Annotated in this window: 11 protein-coding genes; 6 read left to right on the top strand and 5 right to left on the bottom strand. The window is 61.0% G+C overall.

Features of this window, described 5'->3' with window-relative positions; translation table 11 throughout:
* The first annotated feature begins 163 nt into the window (after nt 1-163).
* The 4 genes from IPJ76_00180 to IPJ76_00165 all read left to right on the top strand — a co-directional run bounded on the left by IPJ76_00180 (nt 164) and on the right by IPJ76_00165 (nt 4,451).
* Complete coding sequence (locus IPJ76_00180) at nt 164-1,492, top strand: PhoH family protein (GenBank protein ID QQR86674.1); 1,329 nt, start codon at nt 164-166, stop codon at nt 1,490-1,492.
* 96 nt (nt 1,493-1,588) lie between these two features.
* Nucleotides 1,589-2,683 (top strand): glycine cleavage system aminomethyltransferase GcvT, encoded by a 1,095-nt coding sequence (gene gcvT / locus IPJ76_00175; GenBank protein QQR88366.1) that lies wholly within the window; start codon nt 1,589-1,591, stop codon nt 2,681-2,683.
* On the top strand, nt 2,680-3,444 hold the full coding sequence (locus tag IPJ76_00170) for a 2-phosphosulfolactate phosphatase (GenBank protein ID QQR86673.1): 765 nt from the start codon (nt 2,680-2,682) through the stop codon (nt 3,442-3,444). The genes gcvT and IPJ76_00170 overlap by 4 nt, the downstream gene beginning before the upstream one ends.
* Before the next feature lie 119 nt (nt 3,445-3,563).
* Nucleotides 3,564-4,451: a S1/P1 Nuclease gene (locus IPJ76_00165; GenBank protein ID QQR88365.1), complete on the top strand. Its 888-nt coding sequence runs from the start codon at nt 3,564-3,566 to the stop codon at nt 4,449-4,451.
* 60 nt (nt 4,452-4,511) lie between these two features.
* On the opposite strand, the gene rplS is transcribed toward IPJ76_00165, so the two are convergent.
* The 3 genes from rplS to trmD all read right to left on the bottom strand — a co-directional run bounded on the left by rplS (nt 4,512) and on the right by trmD (nt 6,530).
* Nucleotides 4,512-4,880 (bottom strand): 50S ribosomal protein L19, encoded by a 369-nt coding sequence (gene rplS, locus IPJ76_00160; GenBank protein QQR86672.1) that lies wholly within the window; start codon nt 4,878-4,880, stop codon nt 4,512-4,514.
* A 150-nt stretch (nt 4,881-5,030) separates the two neighbouring features.
* Entirely contained in the window at nt 5,031-5,777 is a 747-nt protein-coding gene (locus tag IPJ76_00155) for a hypothetical protein (protein ID QQR86671.1), read from the bottom strand.
* A 36-nt stretch (nt 5,778-5,813) separates the two neighbouring features.
* On the bottom strand, nt 5,814-6,530 hold the full coding sequence (gene trmD / locus IPJ76_00150; GenBank protein QQR86670.1) for a tRNA (guanosine(37)-N1)-methyltransferase TrmD: 717 nt from the start codon (nt 6,528-6,530) through the stop codon (nt 5,814-5,816).
* Between the two features lie 130 nt (nt 6,531-6,660).
* Between trmD and IPJ76_00145 the strand changes: the two genes are divergently transcribed.
* The gene (locus IPJ76_00145) at nt 6,661-7,389 is read left to right on the top strand and encodes a hypothetical protein (GenBank protein QQR86669.1); all 729 of its coding nucleotides are present in this window, start codon (nt 6,661-6,663) and stop codon (nt 7,387-7,389) included.
* A 49-nt stretch (nt 7,390-7,438) separates the two neighbouring features.
* On the opposite strand, the gene IPJ76_00140 is transcribed toward IPJ76_00145, so the two are convergent.
* Nucleotides 7,439-9,757: an MMPL family transporter gene (locus tag IPJ76_00140; GenBank protein QQR86668.1), complete on the bottom strand. Its 2,319-nt coding sequence runs from the start codon at nt 9,755-9,757 to the stop codon at nt 7,439-7,441.
* 40 nt (nt 9,758-9,797) lie between these two features.
* Between IPJ76_00140 and IPJ76_00135 the strand changes: the two genes are divergently transcribed.
* Complete coding sequence (locus IPJ76_00135; GenBank protein QQR86667.1) at nt 9,798-11,930, top strand: WG repeat-containing protein; 2,133 nt, start codon at nt 9,798-9,800, stop codon at nt 11,928-11,930.
* Here IPJ76_00135 and IPJ76_00130 read toward each other — a convergent pair.
* Nucleotides 11,927-17,128: a gliding motility-associated C-terminal domain-containing protein gene (locus IPJ76_00130; GenBank protein ID QQR86666.1), complete on the bottom strand. Its 5,202-nt coding sequence runs from the start codon at nt 17,126-17,128 to the stop codon at nt 11,927-11,929. The two genes, IPJ76_00135 and IPJ76_00130, sit on opposite strands and share 4 nt — an antisense overlap.
* Between the last annotated feature and the right edge of the window lie 70 nt (nt 17,129-17,198).

Raw genomic sequence — 17,198 nt, 5'->3', positions numbered from 1 at the left:
AACGGTCCGTCATGGGCAAGGGATCCTGCTCTTCCTGTTCAGTGTGGTGGTCGGGTTCAACTTCCCCTTCCACGTAACGATCGATCGTTCACAAGTGCGCGATCGTTGATCGGCACACGATCACCGATGCCCGTTGCTTTGGCTCAGAACGTTCTGTGAACCGATGGTGAAGAACCGCAAGATCTTCGTACTGGATACTTCGGTCATCCTCTACGATCACTCGGCCATCAAATGCTTCGAGGAGCACGATGTGGCCATCCCCATACAAGTCCTGGAGGAGATCGACACCTTCAAGAAGGGCAACGACACGCTCAACTTCGAGGCGCGTGAGTTCATCCGCCTCGTGGACGGCATCGCCAGCCGAGAGCTGCTCAGCGATTGGATACCCATCAACGGGCCCAAGAAGGGCAAGCTCACCGTCATTGCGAAGCACGAGCTCAACGGCGTGAACGCCGTGAAGATCTTCGACGATGACAAGAACGACAACCAGATCCTCAACGCGGCGCTGAGCCTCAAGCACAAGCACAAGAACCGCAGGGTGGTGCTGGTGAGCAAGGACATCTGTCTGCGCATCAAGGCCAAGAGCCTCGACATCCACGCCGAGGACTACCTCACTGGCAAGGTGCAGAACGTGGACCGCCTTTACAGCGGCCGCACCGTGGTGGAGAACGTGAGCGAGCACCGCATCGACGACCTGTTCGAGCAGGGCAGCATGCCGGCCGAGGACCTCGGATTGAAGAAACCCACCGGCAACCACTTCTTCATCCTCAAGAACAAGAAGAAGAGCGTGCTGGGCAAGTTCGATCCGCGCACGGGCGAAGTGGTGCGCGTGGAGAAGCAGAACGTCTTCGGCATCGGGCCGCGCAACGCTGAGCAGACCCTGGCCATGGCCGCGCTCATGGACCCCGAAGTGAAGCTCGTGACCATCCAGGGGCAAGCGGGCACCGGCAAGACGCTGCTGGCACTGGCCTGCGCGCTCGAACAGCGCCGCAACTACCATCAGATCTTCGTTACCCGTCCCGTGGTGCCGCTCAGCAACAAGGACATCGGCTATCTGCCCGGCGATATCCAGAGCAAGCTGGACCCTTACATGCAGCCGCTGTGGGACAACCTCAAGCTCATCAAGGGAAACTTCACCAAGCACGACGGCACGCCGAAGCGGATCGATGAGATGCTGGAGAACGAGAAGATCCAGATCGCGCCGCTGGCCTACATCCGCGGCCGCAGCCTCAGCAACATCTTCTTCATCGTGGATGAGGCGCAGAACCTGACCCCATTGGAGGTGAAGACCATCATCAGCCGCGCAGGCGAAGGCACCAAGATCGTTTTCACCGGCGATGTGCACCAGATCGACACGCCCTACCTGGATGCGGAGAGCAACGGCCTGAGCTACATCATCGACAAGGCGAAGGGCCATCCTTTGTTCTCGCACATCACCTTGGAAAAGGGCGAGCGCAGTCCGCTGGCGAACCTGGCGAACGAGCTGCTCTGATCCGGGGCGAAGGGCCTACGGAAAGTCGCGGGAAGAACGCTGCGGGGCATTGGCTGCCGCGAACGATCTTCGCCGCACATGGAAACGACCACTGAACTGAAGAGCACCGCGCTGCGCGCCGTGCACGAGCAACTCGGCGCCAAAATGGTGCCTTTCGCGGGCTATGTGATGCCTGTGCAGTACACCGGCGTGAACGATGAGCACCTGGCAGTGCGCAATGGAGTAGGCGTGTTCGACGTGAGCCACATGGGTGAGTTCCTGGTGCGAGGCCCTGGCGCCTTGGATCTCATCCAAAAGGTGACCAGTAACGACGCGAGCAAACTCGCCGTGGGCAAGGTGCAGTACAGCTGCCTTCCCAATGGCAAAGGCGGCATTGTGGACGACCTGCTCGTGTACCGCATGCAGCACAAGGACGATCACCACTACGTGCTGGTGGTGAATGCCAGCAACATCCAGAAAGACTGGGATTGGATCAACCAGCACAACACCTTCGGTGCACAGCTCGAGAACATCAGTGACCATATGAGCCTGCTGGCCGTGCAAGGGCCGAAGGCCACGGCCACGCTTCAACCGTTGTTCGATGTGGACCTGGGGGCCATGGAATACTACACGGCCCAATACGCAGAGATGAAAGGTGTGGGCCTGGTGCTCATCAGCAGCACGGGCTACACCGGTGCTGGCGGGTTCGAGGTGTACGCACCCAACCCGTTGGTCCGCAAAGCATGGGATGCTGTGTTTGCCAGCGGTGCGCAATTCGGCATCAAGCCGGCCGGTTTGGCCGCGCGCGACACTCTCCGGTTGGAAATGGGCTTCTGCCTTTATGGCAACGACATTGACGACACCACCTCGCCCATCGAGGCCGGTCTGGGCTGGATCACCAAGTTCACCAAGCCTTTCATCGACAGCGAACACCTGAAGGCCCAGAAGGAAGCCGGCCCGGCCCGAAAGCTCGTGGGCTTCGAGATGGTGGACCGCGGTATTCCACGCCATGACCACGCCATTGTGGACGCAACCGGTGCAGAGATCGGTAAAGTGACCAGCGGCACCCAAAGCCCCTCGCTCAACAAGGCCATCGGCATGGGTTATGTGCCAGCGGCCTTGGCAAAAGAGGGAAGCGATATCTTCATCGACGTGCGCGGCAAGGCATTGAAGGCCCGCGTGGTGAAAGTGCCGTTCTACAAACAAGGATGAACCCCGCCAGCAGGAACCCTGATTACCGCTTCCGTGTGGAGGTGTGCTACACGCCTGCGCAGTACCCGTTGTACGCGCAGGACATGGGCATCGTGGTGGTCATCGACATCCTGCGGGCCACCAGTGCGATGGTCGCGGCCTTCGAACACGGTTGCGAGCGGATCATTCCCGTGAGCACTATCGAAGAGGCACGGCAGTACATCGGCAGGACCGGATACATCGCCGCGGCCGAGCGCGATGGCGAAGTGGTGGACGGCTTCCCGTTCGGCAACTCGCCCATCGCGTTCGCACAAGCCGACCTCGAAGGCAAGACCATTGTAATGACGACGACCAACGGGACACGGGCCATCAGTATCGCCCAAGGTGCTCGTCAGGTGGTCATCGGTTCTTTTGTGAACATGACGGCCCTGAGCAACTGGCTGCTTACCCAGAACGAGAACGTCCTGCTGCTCTGCAGTGGGTGGAAGGACAAGTTCAATCTGGAGGACAGTGTCTTCGCCGGGGCGGTGATGGACAAGCTCTTGGAGAGCGGGAAATTCGGACTGGAGGAAGACAGCAGCATTGCGGCCAAATACCTCTTCATGGGGGCGCGCGACAACTTCATGAGCATCCTGAAGGCCGCGCCGCGCCGGCGCCGGGTGGAGAAGCTGAAACTTAACGATGACGTGAAGTACTGCCTTACCCCAGACCAGAGTTCGGTGATACCCGTGCTCAAGGACGGCGTGCTGGTACCCATGGCGGTCGAAGTCCCCAAATTGTAGTGGTGCGGCTGGTCCATAAAGTCCTATTGCTGGTCGCTGTCGGCGGTGTGCTGTGGCCTAGCGCAACGGTGGATGATGCACAGGCGTGGGGATTCTATGGCCACAAACGCATCAATCGCATGGCGTGCTTCACGCTGCCACCGGAGCTGTTCCCCTTCTTCAAGAAGCACATCGATTTCGTGAGCGACCATGCGGTGGATCCCGACCGGCGCCGCTATGCCGTGCAAGGGGAGGCGCCGCGCCACTACATCGATATCGACCACTATGCGCACGGCGATCAGGACCCCTTTTTGGTGGTGCCGCGCCGTTGGAACGATGCGGTGGCCAAGTTCACTGAGGACACCTTGCAAGCCTACGGCATCGTGCCATGGCACATCCAACTCATGTACCACCGCTTGGTGGAAGCTTTCCGCCGTGGCGATGTGGACCGCATCCTGCACAACGCCGCCGACATCGGGCACTACATCGGCGACGCGCACGTGCCCCTGCACACCACGGAGAACTACAACGGCCAGCTCACCGGCCAGCACGGTATCCATGCGTTCTGGGAGAGCCGCATCCCGGAACTGAGCGCTGAGGACTACGACCACTTCACCGGCCGTGCCCGCTACATCGAAGACCCACTGGAAGCCGCGTGGAACGCCGTGTACCACAGCCACATGGCGGTGGACAGTGTATTGAGCATCGATAAGCGGTTGGCCGAGGAATGGCCGGAGGACCGCCGCTTCGTGTTCGAGGACCGCGGTCGTGGCACCATGCGCATGTACTCGCGCGAGTTCACAAAGGCCTATGAGCTGGCCATGGGCAACATGGTGGAGCGGCGCATGAACGAGAGCATCATCATGGTGGGCAGCTTCTGGTTCAGCGCCTGGGTTGAAGCAGGACAGCCCGATATGAAGCTACTTGAAACGAAGGAGGTTAGCGACAGCCTTAAGAAGGTGCTGGCCGCGGAAGACGAACAGATCCGCATGGCCCGCGAGGCGCACGGACGGGAACATCCGGAGTGACCGGGACCGGAAAGGGAAAACCCCGCGTTCCGGCGGGGTTCCCAAGTCAGTTGTGAGCGATCACTTTGCAACCTCGGCAACAGCCTGCCGCTTCTCAGTGATACGGGCGCTCTTCCCGCGGCGGCTGCGCAGGTAGAAGATGCGGGCGCGGCGCACGCTGCCGTGCTTGTTCACGTCGATCTGATCGATGAAGGGACTGGCGATCGGGAAGATCCGCTCCACGCCGATGTTGTTGCTGATCTTCCGCACGGTGAAGGTGGCAGTACTGCCTGACCCCTTGCGCTGGATGACCACGCCTTGGAACTGCTGAATGCGCTCCTTGTTGCCCTCTGTGATCTTGTAGTGCACGGTAACGGTGTCGCCAGCCTTGAATGCGGGGTATTCGCGAACGGGGGCGATCTGCTTCTCGAGTTGCTTGATAATGTCCATGGCGGTCAGGAGGTTGGGCGGAACAAGGTCCGCGAAACGGGCTGCAAGTGTAAGGAAGATCCTTGCTGGTTCCGAAAGGCCGGGTGCACTTTGGCTCGACCGGTGCCCGGTTCCCGAGCTGCCGTCAACATTCCAAAGGCGTTCAAGGGCTCAGCCCAGCTTCCGTATGATGTTCACCATCATGTGACCGGAGTAGGAGAGGCTGAGTTCCCCCCGCCCGGCGAAGTGCTCGTCCATGCACACGTTCACCTGGCGGTTCTTGTTGCTGATCCAGAATTTCCCGCCTTCGTTCCTGAAGTTCCACTGGTGCATGCCCACATAGTCGGCGCCCACGGCCACATCCACTTCATGGCGGAGGTACACCGAGCAGCCCGGTTTCACCAGTTGGAACATCTGTTCGATGGCCGCGATCGGGTCGTATGCGTGGTCCAGGCAATTGTTCGCATGGGCCAAGTGGAAGCTCCCGGGATCGAACATGGTGGTCAGCCGCTCTCCATCGCATTCCTTGGGCATCAGTGGTGCTATGATCCCATGCTTGTCCATCAACTGCGCGTAGACCTTGGCCAGTGGATCCACCGCAACGATCTCCAGGTCCCTTCCAGGCAGGGTTTTGCCAAGCAGCGAGAACGGCCCCGACCCTACATCGATCAAACGCAATGGGCCTTGGGGTAGATGCTGCAAAAGCGCGGCGAACTGGGGTTGCAGTTCGGTGGTCCTGGACAGCCGGAAATCCGCTTCGGGGCTCAGGGTCCCGTCCGCCTTCCTCACGTAGTGCTGCTTCATATGGTTGTCCCAGAAATGCACCTCGTCACGCATGCCCACTTTCCACTTCGTTTTCTGGGGCAGTGGCAGGTACTTGGTGCAGGCCAAGAGCAGTTTCGAGTAGAGGTCAAGCATCGTTGCAGGGTGTTCAGGGGCTGATGAAAGCCTGGGTCATGGTCTTTGTGGGTCAGGCCGATCGCCTTTCCGATCGTCCGGTTCCAGCATTCCGGGCCGCCGTTCCATTGTGCGCGCCACCGCTTGCTGATGCCGCCAGGCATCGATGTTGGCCTGGTGACCGCTCAAGAGCACGTCAGGGACCTTCCATCCATTGTACTCCGCCGGTCGGCTGTAAGCGGGCGGGGCCACCAGCCCGTCCTGGAAGCTGTCGCTCAGGGCGCTGGTCTCATCATTGAGCACACCGGGCACCAGCCGGATGATGGCATCGCAGAGCACGGCTGCTGGGATCTCCCCCCCGCTCAGCACGTAATTCCCGATGCTGACTTCACGGGTCACCAGATGCTCGCGCACGCGCTCATCCACCCCCTTGTAGTGCCCGCAGAGGATGATGAGATCGCCCTTCAGGCTGAGTTCGTTGGCAAGAGGTTGGTCCAGCAATACGCCGTCGGGGCTCATGTAGATGACCTCGTCGTAAGCTCGGGCAACCTTCAGGTCCAGGATGGCCCGGTGGATGGGTTCCACCTGCATCACCATACCGGCACCACCACCAAAGGCGTAGTCATCAATGCGCTTGTGCTTGTCCGTGCTCCATTGGCGCAGATCATGCACGTGGACCTCCACCAGGCCTTTTTTCTGGGCGCGCTCCAGGATGCTGTCGGCGAACCAACTGTCCAGCAAGCGGGGCAGGGCGGTGATGATGTCAATGCGCATGTCCCGGGGCGGGCCGAAGCTATTCCGATCACGGTCCCGATCCAGCAAGCACTTTCCCGGGTCTCCCGCCGAACAATGTACCTTCGGCATCGTTCTTGGAAACCGGACCTTGCAACCAGACAATACACGCATGAAACGCCTCTTGACGCTCTCCGTTCTTGCCTTCACCCTCCAGGCTGCTGTGGCCCAGAAACACGTGTATGAAGATCTGTTGAAGGCTTTTGTGGACGAGAACTATGAGAAGTGCCTCTTCAAGGCCATCGGTTACACTGAGAGCGACGCTACCAAGAAGGACCCGATGCCGTACCTCTATGCGTCCATGTGCTACTACGAGATGAGCAAGATCGAGAAGTTCACGGCCATGGAGGAGTACAAAAAGGCCGACCGCGAAGCCATCAAGTATGCCGAGAAGTACCGCAAGAAGGACAAGAACAACGAGTTCTTCGCCAACTACGAAGACTACTGGACCGACCTCAACACCATGGCCCAGGAGAAGGGCATCAACCACTTCGACGCGAAAGAATACAGCAAGGCCAAGCAGCTATTCGACGGTATGACGAGCTACCACCCCGAGAATGCCGGCGCATGGCTGATGCTGGCCCTCTGCCAGTACAACAGCAACCTGAGCAAGGAAGCCGACCTGGCCGTGAAGGAGTTCGACAAGGCTTTTGCAGGCATCAATGACATCGGCCGCTTGCCGGAGGACCAGAAGAAGCTTCTCACCACCGCTCTGATCAATTACAGCCTTTACCTGAAGGGCAAGGGCATGCGCGAAGAAGCCAAGGCCGTGCTCGACAAGGGCAAGGACCACTTCATGGAAGACCCCGAGTTCAAGCTCACCTACGACGAGGTGAACTAGGGTTGAACGACCGTTCTTGGAGAGGGGCCATCGCGCCCCTCTTTGTTTTTCACGCCTTTGCCCTGCGCTTCATGAAGAACATGATGAGCACCGGCAGCAGGAAGAGCTCCGAAAGCAGTGCCACCGCCAGGGTGATGCTGATGAGCAGGCCCATGTAGTAAACACTGCCGAAGTCGGAGGCAATGAGGGTGACGAACCCGGCGCAGAGCATGATGCTCATGACGATGACGGCCTTGCCCCCGCTGAGGTAGGTGCGCTTCATGGCGTAGGCCAGGCTCTTGCCCTTGTTCAGTTCGATGCGGAGCTTGCCCAACAGGTGGATGGTGTCGTCAACAGCGATCCCGAACGCATTGCTGAAGATGATGGCCGTGCTCACCTTCAGGTCGATGCCCAAGGCGCCCATGAGCCCTGCTATGAAGAACATGGGCACCACGTTGGGGACCAGCGCAATGACGACCATGCGGGGCTCGCGGAACAACCACGTCATGATGCCGGCAATGAGCAGGAAGCTCAGGCCAAGACTGAACATCATCTGCCGGCTGAGGCGCTCGTTGTTGCGATCGATCAAATAGGCCATGCCGGTTTGCCGGAAGCGGACGATGCTCGCGTCCGTGTGCCCGGCGATGAAGGCATCGAGCACCGCGTTCTTGCCCTTGTGCACATGGCCGCCTTCATCCACCATTCGGCCAGTGAGCCGGGCGCTGCGGCCATCCGCGCTAACCACGCTTTTCAATCCGTCCCGCCCTGCGAAGAGCTCGGCACGGCGGGCCAGTTTCCTGCAGATGGCATCGTCTTCAGGCAGCACATCGAAGGCCACCGAACCACCATTGGCGGCCTTGTTCAGCGCTTTCATCATGCTCACCGGACCAACGATGGCCTTCACGCCATAAGCCTGCTCGGCGAAACGTTGAACGCGTTCGATCTGTTGGAGCACATCCGCATCCCAGATGCTCTTGCTCGTATCCGCAACGGCGACATCCAGTTCGAACCCGCGCACACCGCCGAAATCACGCTCAAACCAGTTGAAGGCCGCGCGGTGCGGATCGTCCTGCGGCAGGTCCTCCAGCAGGAAGTTGTTCACCTTGATGCGCGTGAGGAGCACACCGCTCGCGCCGGTGATGAGGATGCAGGCCACCAGGATGCGCCGCCGGTTGCGCAGCGTGAACCGCAGGAAGTCGTGCACGCGACGGTCCCAGAGTGACGCCCTCACCACCTGCTCGGCCCGTACCGGCGTAGGCACCAGCAACAGAATGGCCGGCAGCAGGGTGAACGACAGCGCATAGGCCAGGAACACGCCCAGCGAAGTGTAGAGCCCGAATTCGCTCATCGGCCGTATGCCGCTGGTGACCAATGTTGCGTAGCCGATGGCCGTGGTGAACATGGTGATGAAGGTGGCGAGGCCCGTTTCCGCCAGTGTGATGGCCAATGCGCGCTCCTTCCGGTGGCCCTCGCGCAGCGCTTCGATGTACCGTTCGATGATGTGCACCGAGTCGCTCATGCCCACCACGAAGAGGATGGTGGGCAGCAGCATGGTGAGGATGCTGAGCGGTTTGCCCATGGCGGTCATCAAGGCCACCTGCCACAGCACCGTTAGGCCCACCACGGCGATGGGCGTACCCACGCCCCAGCCCGTGCGGAAGGCGATGAACAGGAAAACGGTGAGCAGCACCACCGAACTGAGGAAGAAGGTGACCAGTTCCTGCTGCATCAGGCCGATGTAGTGCGCCTGGCCATGCACACGCCCCGCGCGAGCTACTTCCAGACCGCTGTTGTCCAGCACCGCATCAATACCGTGGAGCAGGCTGTCCGTGCGGGCTTTGCTCAATCCTGGTTCGGCGGTGAGCAGCACCATCAGCGCAGTGCCATCAGCATTGAAGAACAGTTCCCGCACTCGTTGGTCCTGCCAGACCCGCGCGCTGTCCGCCATGAGCGTGCTGTCACTTTCGAGGCGGATCCACGGCACGGTGAAGACCCCGAGCGGCGTGATACGTGGCTCCGGCAACCGGGTGGGAGAGGCCACCGAAGCGATGAAGGGAACGCGCTGCAACCGCGCCGCCATCGAGTCCACCTTCACCAGGAAGTCGTGGTCGAACACGCTCGGTTGATGGCCGATGCCCAGCAGCACGTAGTCGTTGTCCGTACCGAACCGCTCACGGAAGTCGAGGTAGTGGTCCAGTTCCGGGTCGTTCTGCGGGAAGAACTTCTCGAAGTCGTGGTCGAGCCGAACGTGGAGCACGGCCACGAGCGCAGGGATCGTCAGCAGCGCAAGGGCCAGCAGTACGAAGCGAGCAGTGCGCTTGGTAAGGCGGCGCTCAATGCTCGCTATGCGCTCTTCCATCAACAACGGCCGGTCGGCAGCGGTGCGCAAAGTTGGGGATGAACGCGTGCGGCCCCGGTAGTTTCGCGGCATGAAACGGTGGTGCACGCTGTTGCTCGTGCTGTTCGCATCCAAGGCGAACGCCCAGCTCTTCAAGAGCAAGCTCCAGAAGGGCTTCGATGCCTTGGCCGTGTACGACTATTTCAAGGCGCGCACTTTGTTCCAGGATCAGACCAAGCGCCACCCCAGTGCGGCGTGGTACGGCCTCAGCGTCATCACCGGCCGTGCCGACAATCCCTTCTACCAGCTGGATTCGTCCTACACCTTCATCCAGAAGGCCGATGCCGCGTTCACCGCTGCGCCTGACAAGGAGCGTTTGCTGGTGAAGCGGTTCGGGGTGGAGCAGGACGCCATTGCTGCGCAGCGCGATCGCGTGGCAGAACTTTCATGGGCGCAGACCACCAAGCTGAACACCATTGATGGCTATGAGCGCTACATGGGTTTGTTCACCTACAGCGCGCGGGCTGCTGAGGCGGAACTTGTCCGTGACCATCTTGCTTTCCAGGACGCGCGCACGGCCAACAGCAGCGAAGCGTATTCGGCGTTCATCGGCCGCTATCCCGATGCCAGGCAGGTGCATGAAGCAAGGACAAGGCTCCAGGAGGCGGTGTTCAGGGAGAATACCGTCGATGGCAGCGTTGCGTCCTACGAGCAGTTCATCGCCGAGCATCCGGGCAGCCCGTACGTGAAGAACGCCGAGGATGAGATCTACAGGTTGAGCACGCCGCACGGCACCACGGAGGAATTCATGGCCTTCATCAAGCGGTACCCGATGAACACGCGCGTGCCCGATGCATGGCGCAGCATCTACGCGCTCAGTACCCGCGACCTGTCAGCCGCGTCCATCACGGCGTTCCTCAAGGCTTATCCCGACTATCCGTTCATCGAGGAGCTGGCCCAGGACTTCACCGTTGCCAGCATGCGCTTGCTGCCTTTCCGGCGTGCGGCCGACAGCTTGTGGGGTTACATCGACGACCAAGGTGTGGAGCGGATCAAGGCGGTGTACCCATGGGCAGAACCCTTCGTGAAGGACCAGGCCATCGTGGAGCGCAACGGCAAGGTGGGCACGGTGAACAAGCAAGGTGTGATCGTGGTGCCGATCGACTTCGACGATGTGGTGGATGCCGGCGCGGCGGGTTTCGTGGTGGAACGCGACGATATGGCCGGGCTGCTGGACCGCAAGGGGCGGAGCGTTGTGCCGCTCATCTACGACGGGATCGGTGCGTTCGTGGACGGTATCGCACCAGCAGCAAAGGATGGCCGTTACGGCTTCATCAATGCGGCCGGTGCGGTGGTACTGCCGTTCACGCTCGAACATGCTTCAGCTTTCGCCGGTGGGTTGGCCGTGGTGGAGGTGGAGGGCAAGCAGGGTGCGGTGAATGCGAAGGGCGATACGGTGGTTCGGTGCCGGTACGACTGGGTCGAAGGCTTTGCAGAAGGTGTCAGCCGTGTTCGCCTCAACGGTAAGGTCGGCATTATGGGTGCTTTCGGGGAAGTACTGCTGCCTGTTGAGCACGACCATGTCGGTGCGTTCAAGAACGGACGCGCCATGGTGGTTGATGGCAACCAGTGCGGCTATGTGGACCGCAAAGGGCAGTTCGTTGTGCCCCAGCAGTTCGAGGCGCAGGACGGTGCGAGCACGTGGGGCGATTTCCGGAACGACCACGCCGTGGTGCGCTCCAAGGGCAAGGTGGGCATGATCGACCTGTCCGGGAAGTTGGTGGTCCCTTGTGAGTTCAGTGATGTCGGGGCATGGTCACCGTGGTTGGTGCCGGTGAAGAAGAAGGACAAGTGGGGCTTCGCCAACCAGAAAGGGAAGGTCGTGGTGGATCCGAAATACATCTCCGTTTCGGAGATGACGGATGGTGTGTCGATCGCCCAGACTGCGGACGGCTTCATCCTGCTGGACAGCACCGCCGCACGCATCGGAGCCCAGAACTATGCAGCGATCACGCGCGATCGCAATAACCATTTCGTGGCCACCAGCGATGCAGGCACCGGCCTCATCAATTCCCGTGGCGAACAAGTACTGCCTTTTGCGTTCGACGCCATTACCATCGTTGACGGTGCGCTGGCCAAAGTGGAGCGCAACGGCCGCATGGCCTACCTGCGGCTGTCCGACGGCAAGGCCATCTGGAAGGAGGAGGGCTTCGACGCCCGCTAGCGCAGCAGGGTCACGTGCCCGATCAAGCGTTCCTGCTTGATGCCTTCAGGAGTGTCCGCTTTGTACTCGATGGTCCACACGTAAACACCATCCGGTGCGGCGATGCCCATGGCCGTGCCGTCCCAAGTGAGCGAAGGGTCATTGCCACGCCAAACGGGCTCGCCCCAGCGGTTGAAAACAGTAAGCGCGTAGTTCAGTATGTCTCCGTTCACCACCGCTTGGAATGCATCGTTGAAGCCATCGCCATCGGGGGTGAAGGTGTTGGGGACGTACACGTACAGTCCGCAGTTCCCCGATGTAATGAGGATACTGTCGACAGCGTTTGTGCATGCACCGCTCACATGCAGCCAGTACCAGCCGGGTTCGGTGATGACGATGCTGTTCGATGTTCCGCCCGTGCTCCAATTGTATTGCGCGCCCGCGATCGGGGCCACCAGTTGAAGCGGCTCGCCCGGGCAGTGCACCACATCGGGGCCGAGGTCGATGCTGTCTACCACGGCAGCGAACGCGATGTCCACGGCATCGCTGCTGGTGCATCCGTCCAATGAAAGCACAACGCTCACCTCGCCACTGTTCGACACTGCCAGCGACGAGCCCGATGATCCATCGCTCCAGAGCACGGATGCCCCGCCGGGTTGCACGCTCAGCAACAGTGTGTCGCCTTCACAAAGTGTTTCATCGGGACCGAGGCCCGGTAGCGGCATGTTCACGAAAGAGACGACGATGGTGTCGCTCGTCATGCAGCCCGGCATGCCGGCTTGCACCCAGTAGGTGCCCGAGCTTGCAACGGTGATGCTGCTGTTGGTGCTGCCGGTGCTCCATCCGTATTGAGCTCCAGGCATTCCGGCGTCCAGTGCCAAGGAGCCGCCCGGGCAAAGACTGGTGTCCGCTCCCAAGTAGACGGCCGCCGGGTTCACGAACGACAGGTTCATCGCATCGCTCGCAACGCAGCCGTTGTTGTCCGTGACGGTCACACTGTAAGCGCCCGTGTTGGCCGCTGCGAACGTCGGTCCTGTGGAACCGTCCTGCCATTCGTAGGAAGATCCCGGTGTAGTCGCATCGAGCAGCAGCGTTTCACCGGCGCAGAGCGTGGTGTCGCTGGGCAGCTGCACGCTCGGGTTGGCGTTCACGGTGATGTTGATCGTATCGCCCACCGCGCAGTTGCCTTGTGTGGCTTGCACCCAGTATGTGCCCATGGTGTTTGCCGTGATCGTCGCGCTCGTAGCGCCGGTACTCCACAAGTAGGTTGAACCCGGTAGTGTGGCATCGAGCACTACGCTGCTACCCGCACAGAAGCTCGTGTCGTTGCCCAGGTCGATGCTGCCCGGTGTGGCGTAGCTCACGGTGATGGCATCGCTGTCGGTGCAACCAGCAGCGTTGGTGACTGTGACGCTGTACGCGCCAGTGCTGTTCACGAGGTTGGTCGCGGCGGTGGAGCCGTTCTGCCAAGCGTAAGTGACGCCCGGTGTGGTCGCATCGAGCAGCAGCGTTTCACCGGCGCAGAGCGTGGTGTCGTTGGGCAGTTGAACGCTCGGGTTGGCGTTCACGGTGATGTTGATCGTATCGCCCACCGCGCAGTTGCCTTGTGTGGCTTGCACCCAGTAGGTGCCAGTGGTGTTTGCCGTGATCGTCGCGCTCGTAGCGCCGGTGCTCCACAAGTAGGTCGAACCCGGCAACGTGGCATCGAGCAATACACTACCACCTGCGCAGAAACTCGTGTCGTTGCCCAGGTCGATGCTGCCCGGCGTGGCATAGCTCACCGTGATGGCATCGTTGTCGGTGCAGCCAGCAGCATTGGTGACTGTGACGCTGTAAGTCCCAGCGCTGTTCACGAGGAATGTCGCAGCGGTGGAGCCGTTCTGCCAAGCGTAAGTGACGCCCGGTGTGGTCGCATCGAGCAGCAGCGTTTCACCGGCGCACAGCGTGGTGTCGTTGGGCAGTTGCACGCTCGGGTTGGCGTTCACGGTGATGTTGATCGTATCGCCCACCGCGCAGTTGCCTTGTGTGGCTTGCACCCAGTATGTGCCCATGGTGTTTGCCGTGATCGTCGCGCTCGTAGCGCCGGTGCTCCACAAGTAGGTCGAACCCGGCAACGTGGCATCGAGCAATGCACTACCACCTGCGCAGAAACTCGTGTCGTTGCCCAGGTCGATGCTGCCCGGCGTGGCATAGCTCACCGTGATGGCATCGTTGTCGGTGCAACCAGCAGCATTGGTGACTGTGATGCTGTAAGTCCCAGCGCTGTTCACGAGGAATGTCGCAGCGGTGGAGCCGTTCTGCCAAGCGTAAGTGACGCCCGGTGTAGTCGCATCGAGCAGCAGTGTTTCACCGGCGCAGAGCGTGGTGTCGCTGGGCAGTTGCACGCTCGGGTTGGCGTTCACGGTGATGTTGATCGTATCGCCCACCGCGCAGTTGCCTTGTGTGGCTTGCACCCAGTATGTGCCCATGGTGTTTGCCGTGATCGTCGCGCTCGTAGCGCCGGTGCTCCACAAGTAGGTCGAACCCGGCAACGTGGCATCGAGCAATACGCTGCCACCTGCGCAGAAACTCGTGTCGTTGCCCAAGGCGATGCTGCCCGGCGTGGCATAGCTCACCGTGATGGCATCGTTGTCGGTGCAGCCAGCAGCATTGGTGACTGTAACGCTGTAAGTCCCAGCGCTGTTCACGAGGTAGGTCGCGGCGGTGGATCCGTTCTGCCAGGTATAGGTGACCCCAGCAGTGGTTGCATCGAGCAGCAAGGTCTCTCCGGCGCACAACGTCGTGTCATTCGGGAGTTGAACGCTCGGGTTGGCCACGAACGATACTTGGATGCCATCGCTCACGGTGCAGTTCCCCTGGGCAACGGTAACGCTGTAATTGCCCGCCGAGCTGACCACAATGCCCGATGTCGTTGCACCGGTGCTCCAGGCGTACGTCGCACCCGGAACACCGGCATCCAACGAAAGCGTAGCTCCGGCGCACAACGTGGTGTCGTTGCCGAGGTCGATGGCTTGCGGGCTCGCGTAGGCCACATCAATATCGTCGCTGTACGAGCAACCGTAGATGTCCGTGACCTGCACGTTGTAGTTCCCGGCCGTGCTAGCCGTGAGCGTGTTGTTCGCCGAGCCGTCCTGCCATTGATGGGTGGCGCCGGGATAGCTCGCATCGAGCACTATCGTTTGCCCGGGGCATAGCGTAGTGTCCGGGCCGAGTTCAATGAAGGGCGGCACGAACCACCCGATGCCGATCGTATCGCTGTTGGTGCAGCCGTTCGCGGTCACCTCCACGCTCCACGTTCCAGCGCCCGCGTTCAGTGTCGCAGAGGAACTTCCGTCGTTCCACAGGTAGGTCGCATTGGCCAACGTGGCGTCGAGCAGCAGTATTCCGCCATCGCACAACGTCGTGTCCTGGCCGAGGTCCACGAGCGGAAGTGGTGTGAACGTGACGTTCACCGAGTCGCGCACCGGGCAACCGTTCAGCGTGGCTTCCACCCAATAGGTGCCCGCTGCGACCACGGTGATCGCATTGCTCGTCGAGCCGTTGTTCCACGCGTAGGTGGCACCCGGCACGGTAACGCTCAGCGGCACGCTTGCGCCCGCACAAGCCACTACGTCGGGCCCGAGGTTCACGGTCTGCAGGGTGAAGTTGCCGAGCGTGGCGGCATCGCTCGCTTCGCAACCGTTCAACGTAACGGTAACGCTGCTCACGCCGGTGGCCGATGTGGTAAGTGTGGACGCTGTGCTGCCATCGTTCCACAGGTAGGTTGCACCGGGCACCGTGGCATCCCAGGACACAACTTCACCGGGACAAACGGTCGTGTCGTTGCCCAGGTAGAATTGCGGAAGCGGGTTGAAGTTCACGTTCACCGCATCGGTGCCCGAGCAACCGTTCACCGTCACTTCCACATCGTACGCCCCGGCTGCCGTCACTTGCAGCGTGCCGTTGGTTGAGCCGTCCTGCCAGAGGTATTGCGCGTTGGGCGTTGTTGCATCCAGGATCAGCACTTCACCGTCGCACAGCGTCGTGTCGTTGCCAAGCGCCACTGCGGGCAGCGGGTTGTAGTTCACCACAATAGTGTCCTGTGCGGTGCAGCCGTTCAGTGTCACGTCCACCTCGTAGGTGCCAGGTCCCGTCACCGTATAGCTCGGTGCCGGACTGTTGTTCTGCCATTGGTAGGTCGCGCCCGGCACGAACACATTCAACGGTAGGTTCTGGCCAACGCACATCGTAGTGTCGTTGCCAAGGTCGAGCGCAGGGTAGGGGTTGTACCAGAACTGCACCGCGTCGGTGCCCGTGCAGCCGTTCACCGTTACGTCCACATCGTAAATGCCCGCTCCGGTTACGGTGAAGGTGGGTGCTGTACTTCCATCCTGCCACAGATACGTGGCACCAGGTGCGGTGGCGTTCAGCACGGCTTGTTGTCCCGTGCACAGCAATTGGTCAGGGCCGAGGTTCACCACCGGAAGCGGCGTAACGAACACCTGCTGCTGGTCGCTCAGGGTGATGTTGCTGCTGATGCTGATGTTGTCCACGCCGAAGTCGTTGCCAATGCCCCAGCCACTGGCCACCACAATGCAGAAGGTGGCGCTGTACTGCCCCGGTCCGCTGGTCCACGTGCGGTTGAAGGTGCTCCACGCGCCCTGCGCTCCGGTCTGCATGCCTTGGTTGATCTGCACCCCGTCCACCGACCAATCAAGCAGCGGTGCGCCTTGGGTGGCCACGTTCATGGCGCTCAAGGTCAGCGTGTAGGTCTGGTTGGGACAAACATTGATGGTCTGGCACCAAGCGCTCCAACCCGCGTGCATCCAGCCGGCGTTCACCAACAGGAAATTGCCGGTGCCGGTGCCCTGCCACTGCGGGTGGTACCAATTGGCGTTGAGCCCCACGTTGTAAGTGGGCTCGGGCTGCAGGTTGAAGGCGTAGTTGAACTGCGAGGTGAAGCCGGTGTTGCCCCCGCTGAAGTTACCGTTGGTCACGAGGTTGCCGGTGGGGTAGCTAACCGTGCAGGTGTAGTTGCCTGCGGCGCCCACCGTGATGTTCTGCGTGGTGGCACCGTTGCTCCAGTTGTAGTTCGGGAAGCCGGGCGGACCGTTCAAGGTGGCGGTCTGGCCCTGGCAGATCGTCACATCATTGCCCAGCGCGATCGCGCACTGCGCACCCAACCGTGCTTGCGCACCGATCAGGGCGAAGGAGAGAAGTGCGAGGGGGCGTCCGAGCATGGGCATCAGACCGGTGGTCCGGGCGGGGCGCGCGCTGTTCAATTCCAGTGCCAGCGAATGTACCGCTGAC

The sequence above is a fragment of the Flavobacteriales bacterium genome (assembly GCA_016699575.1).
Classification (GTDB): domain Bacteria; phylum Bacteroidota; class Bacteroidia; order Flavobacteriales_F; family PHOS-HE28; genus PHOS-HE28.
Note: the sequence above shows the minus strand (reverse complement) of the source record. Positions and strands in the feature narration are given on the sequence as shown.

Excerpts from the sequence above, each read along its gene's own strand:
- rplS (QQR86672.1), bottom strand. The coding sequence starts at position 4,880 with ATGGACATTATCAAGCAACTCGAGAAGCAGATCGCCCCCGTTCGCGAA.
- IPJ76_00180 (QQR86674.1), top strand. The coding sequence starts at position 164 with ATGGTGAAGAACCGCAAGATCTTCGTACTGGATACTTCGGTCATCCTC.
- IPJ76_00130 (QQR86666.1), bottom strand. The coding sequence starts at position 17,128 with ATGCTCGGACGCCCCCTCGCACTTCTCTCCTTCGCCCTGATCGGTGCG.
- IPJ76_00165 (QQR88365.1), top strand. The coding sequence starts at position 3,564 with ATGGCGTGCTTCACGCTGCCACCGGAGCTGTTCCCCTTCTTCAAGAAG.
- IPJ76_00145 (QQR86669.1), top strand. The coding sequence starts at position 6,661 with ATGAAACGCCTCTTGACGCTCTCCGTTCTTGCCTTCACCCTCCAGGCT.
- IPJ76_00135 (QQR86667.1), top strand. The coding sequence starts at position 9,798 with ATGAAACGGTGGTGCACGCTGTTGCTCGTGCTGTTCGCATCCAAGGCG.
- IPJ76_00170 (QQR86673.1), top strand. The coding sequence starts at position 2,680 with ATGAACCCCGCCAGCAGGAACCCTGATTACCGCTTCCGTGTGGAGGTG.
- trmD (QQR86670.1), bottom strand. The coding sequence starts at position 6,530 with ATGCGCATTGACATCATCACCGCCCTGCCCCGCTTGCTGGACAGTTGG.
- IPJ76_00155 (QQR86671.1), bottom strand. The coding sequence starts at position 5,777 with ATGCTTGACCTCTACTCGAAACTGCTCTTGGCCTGCACCAAGTACCTG.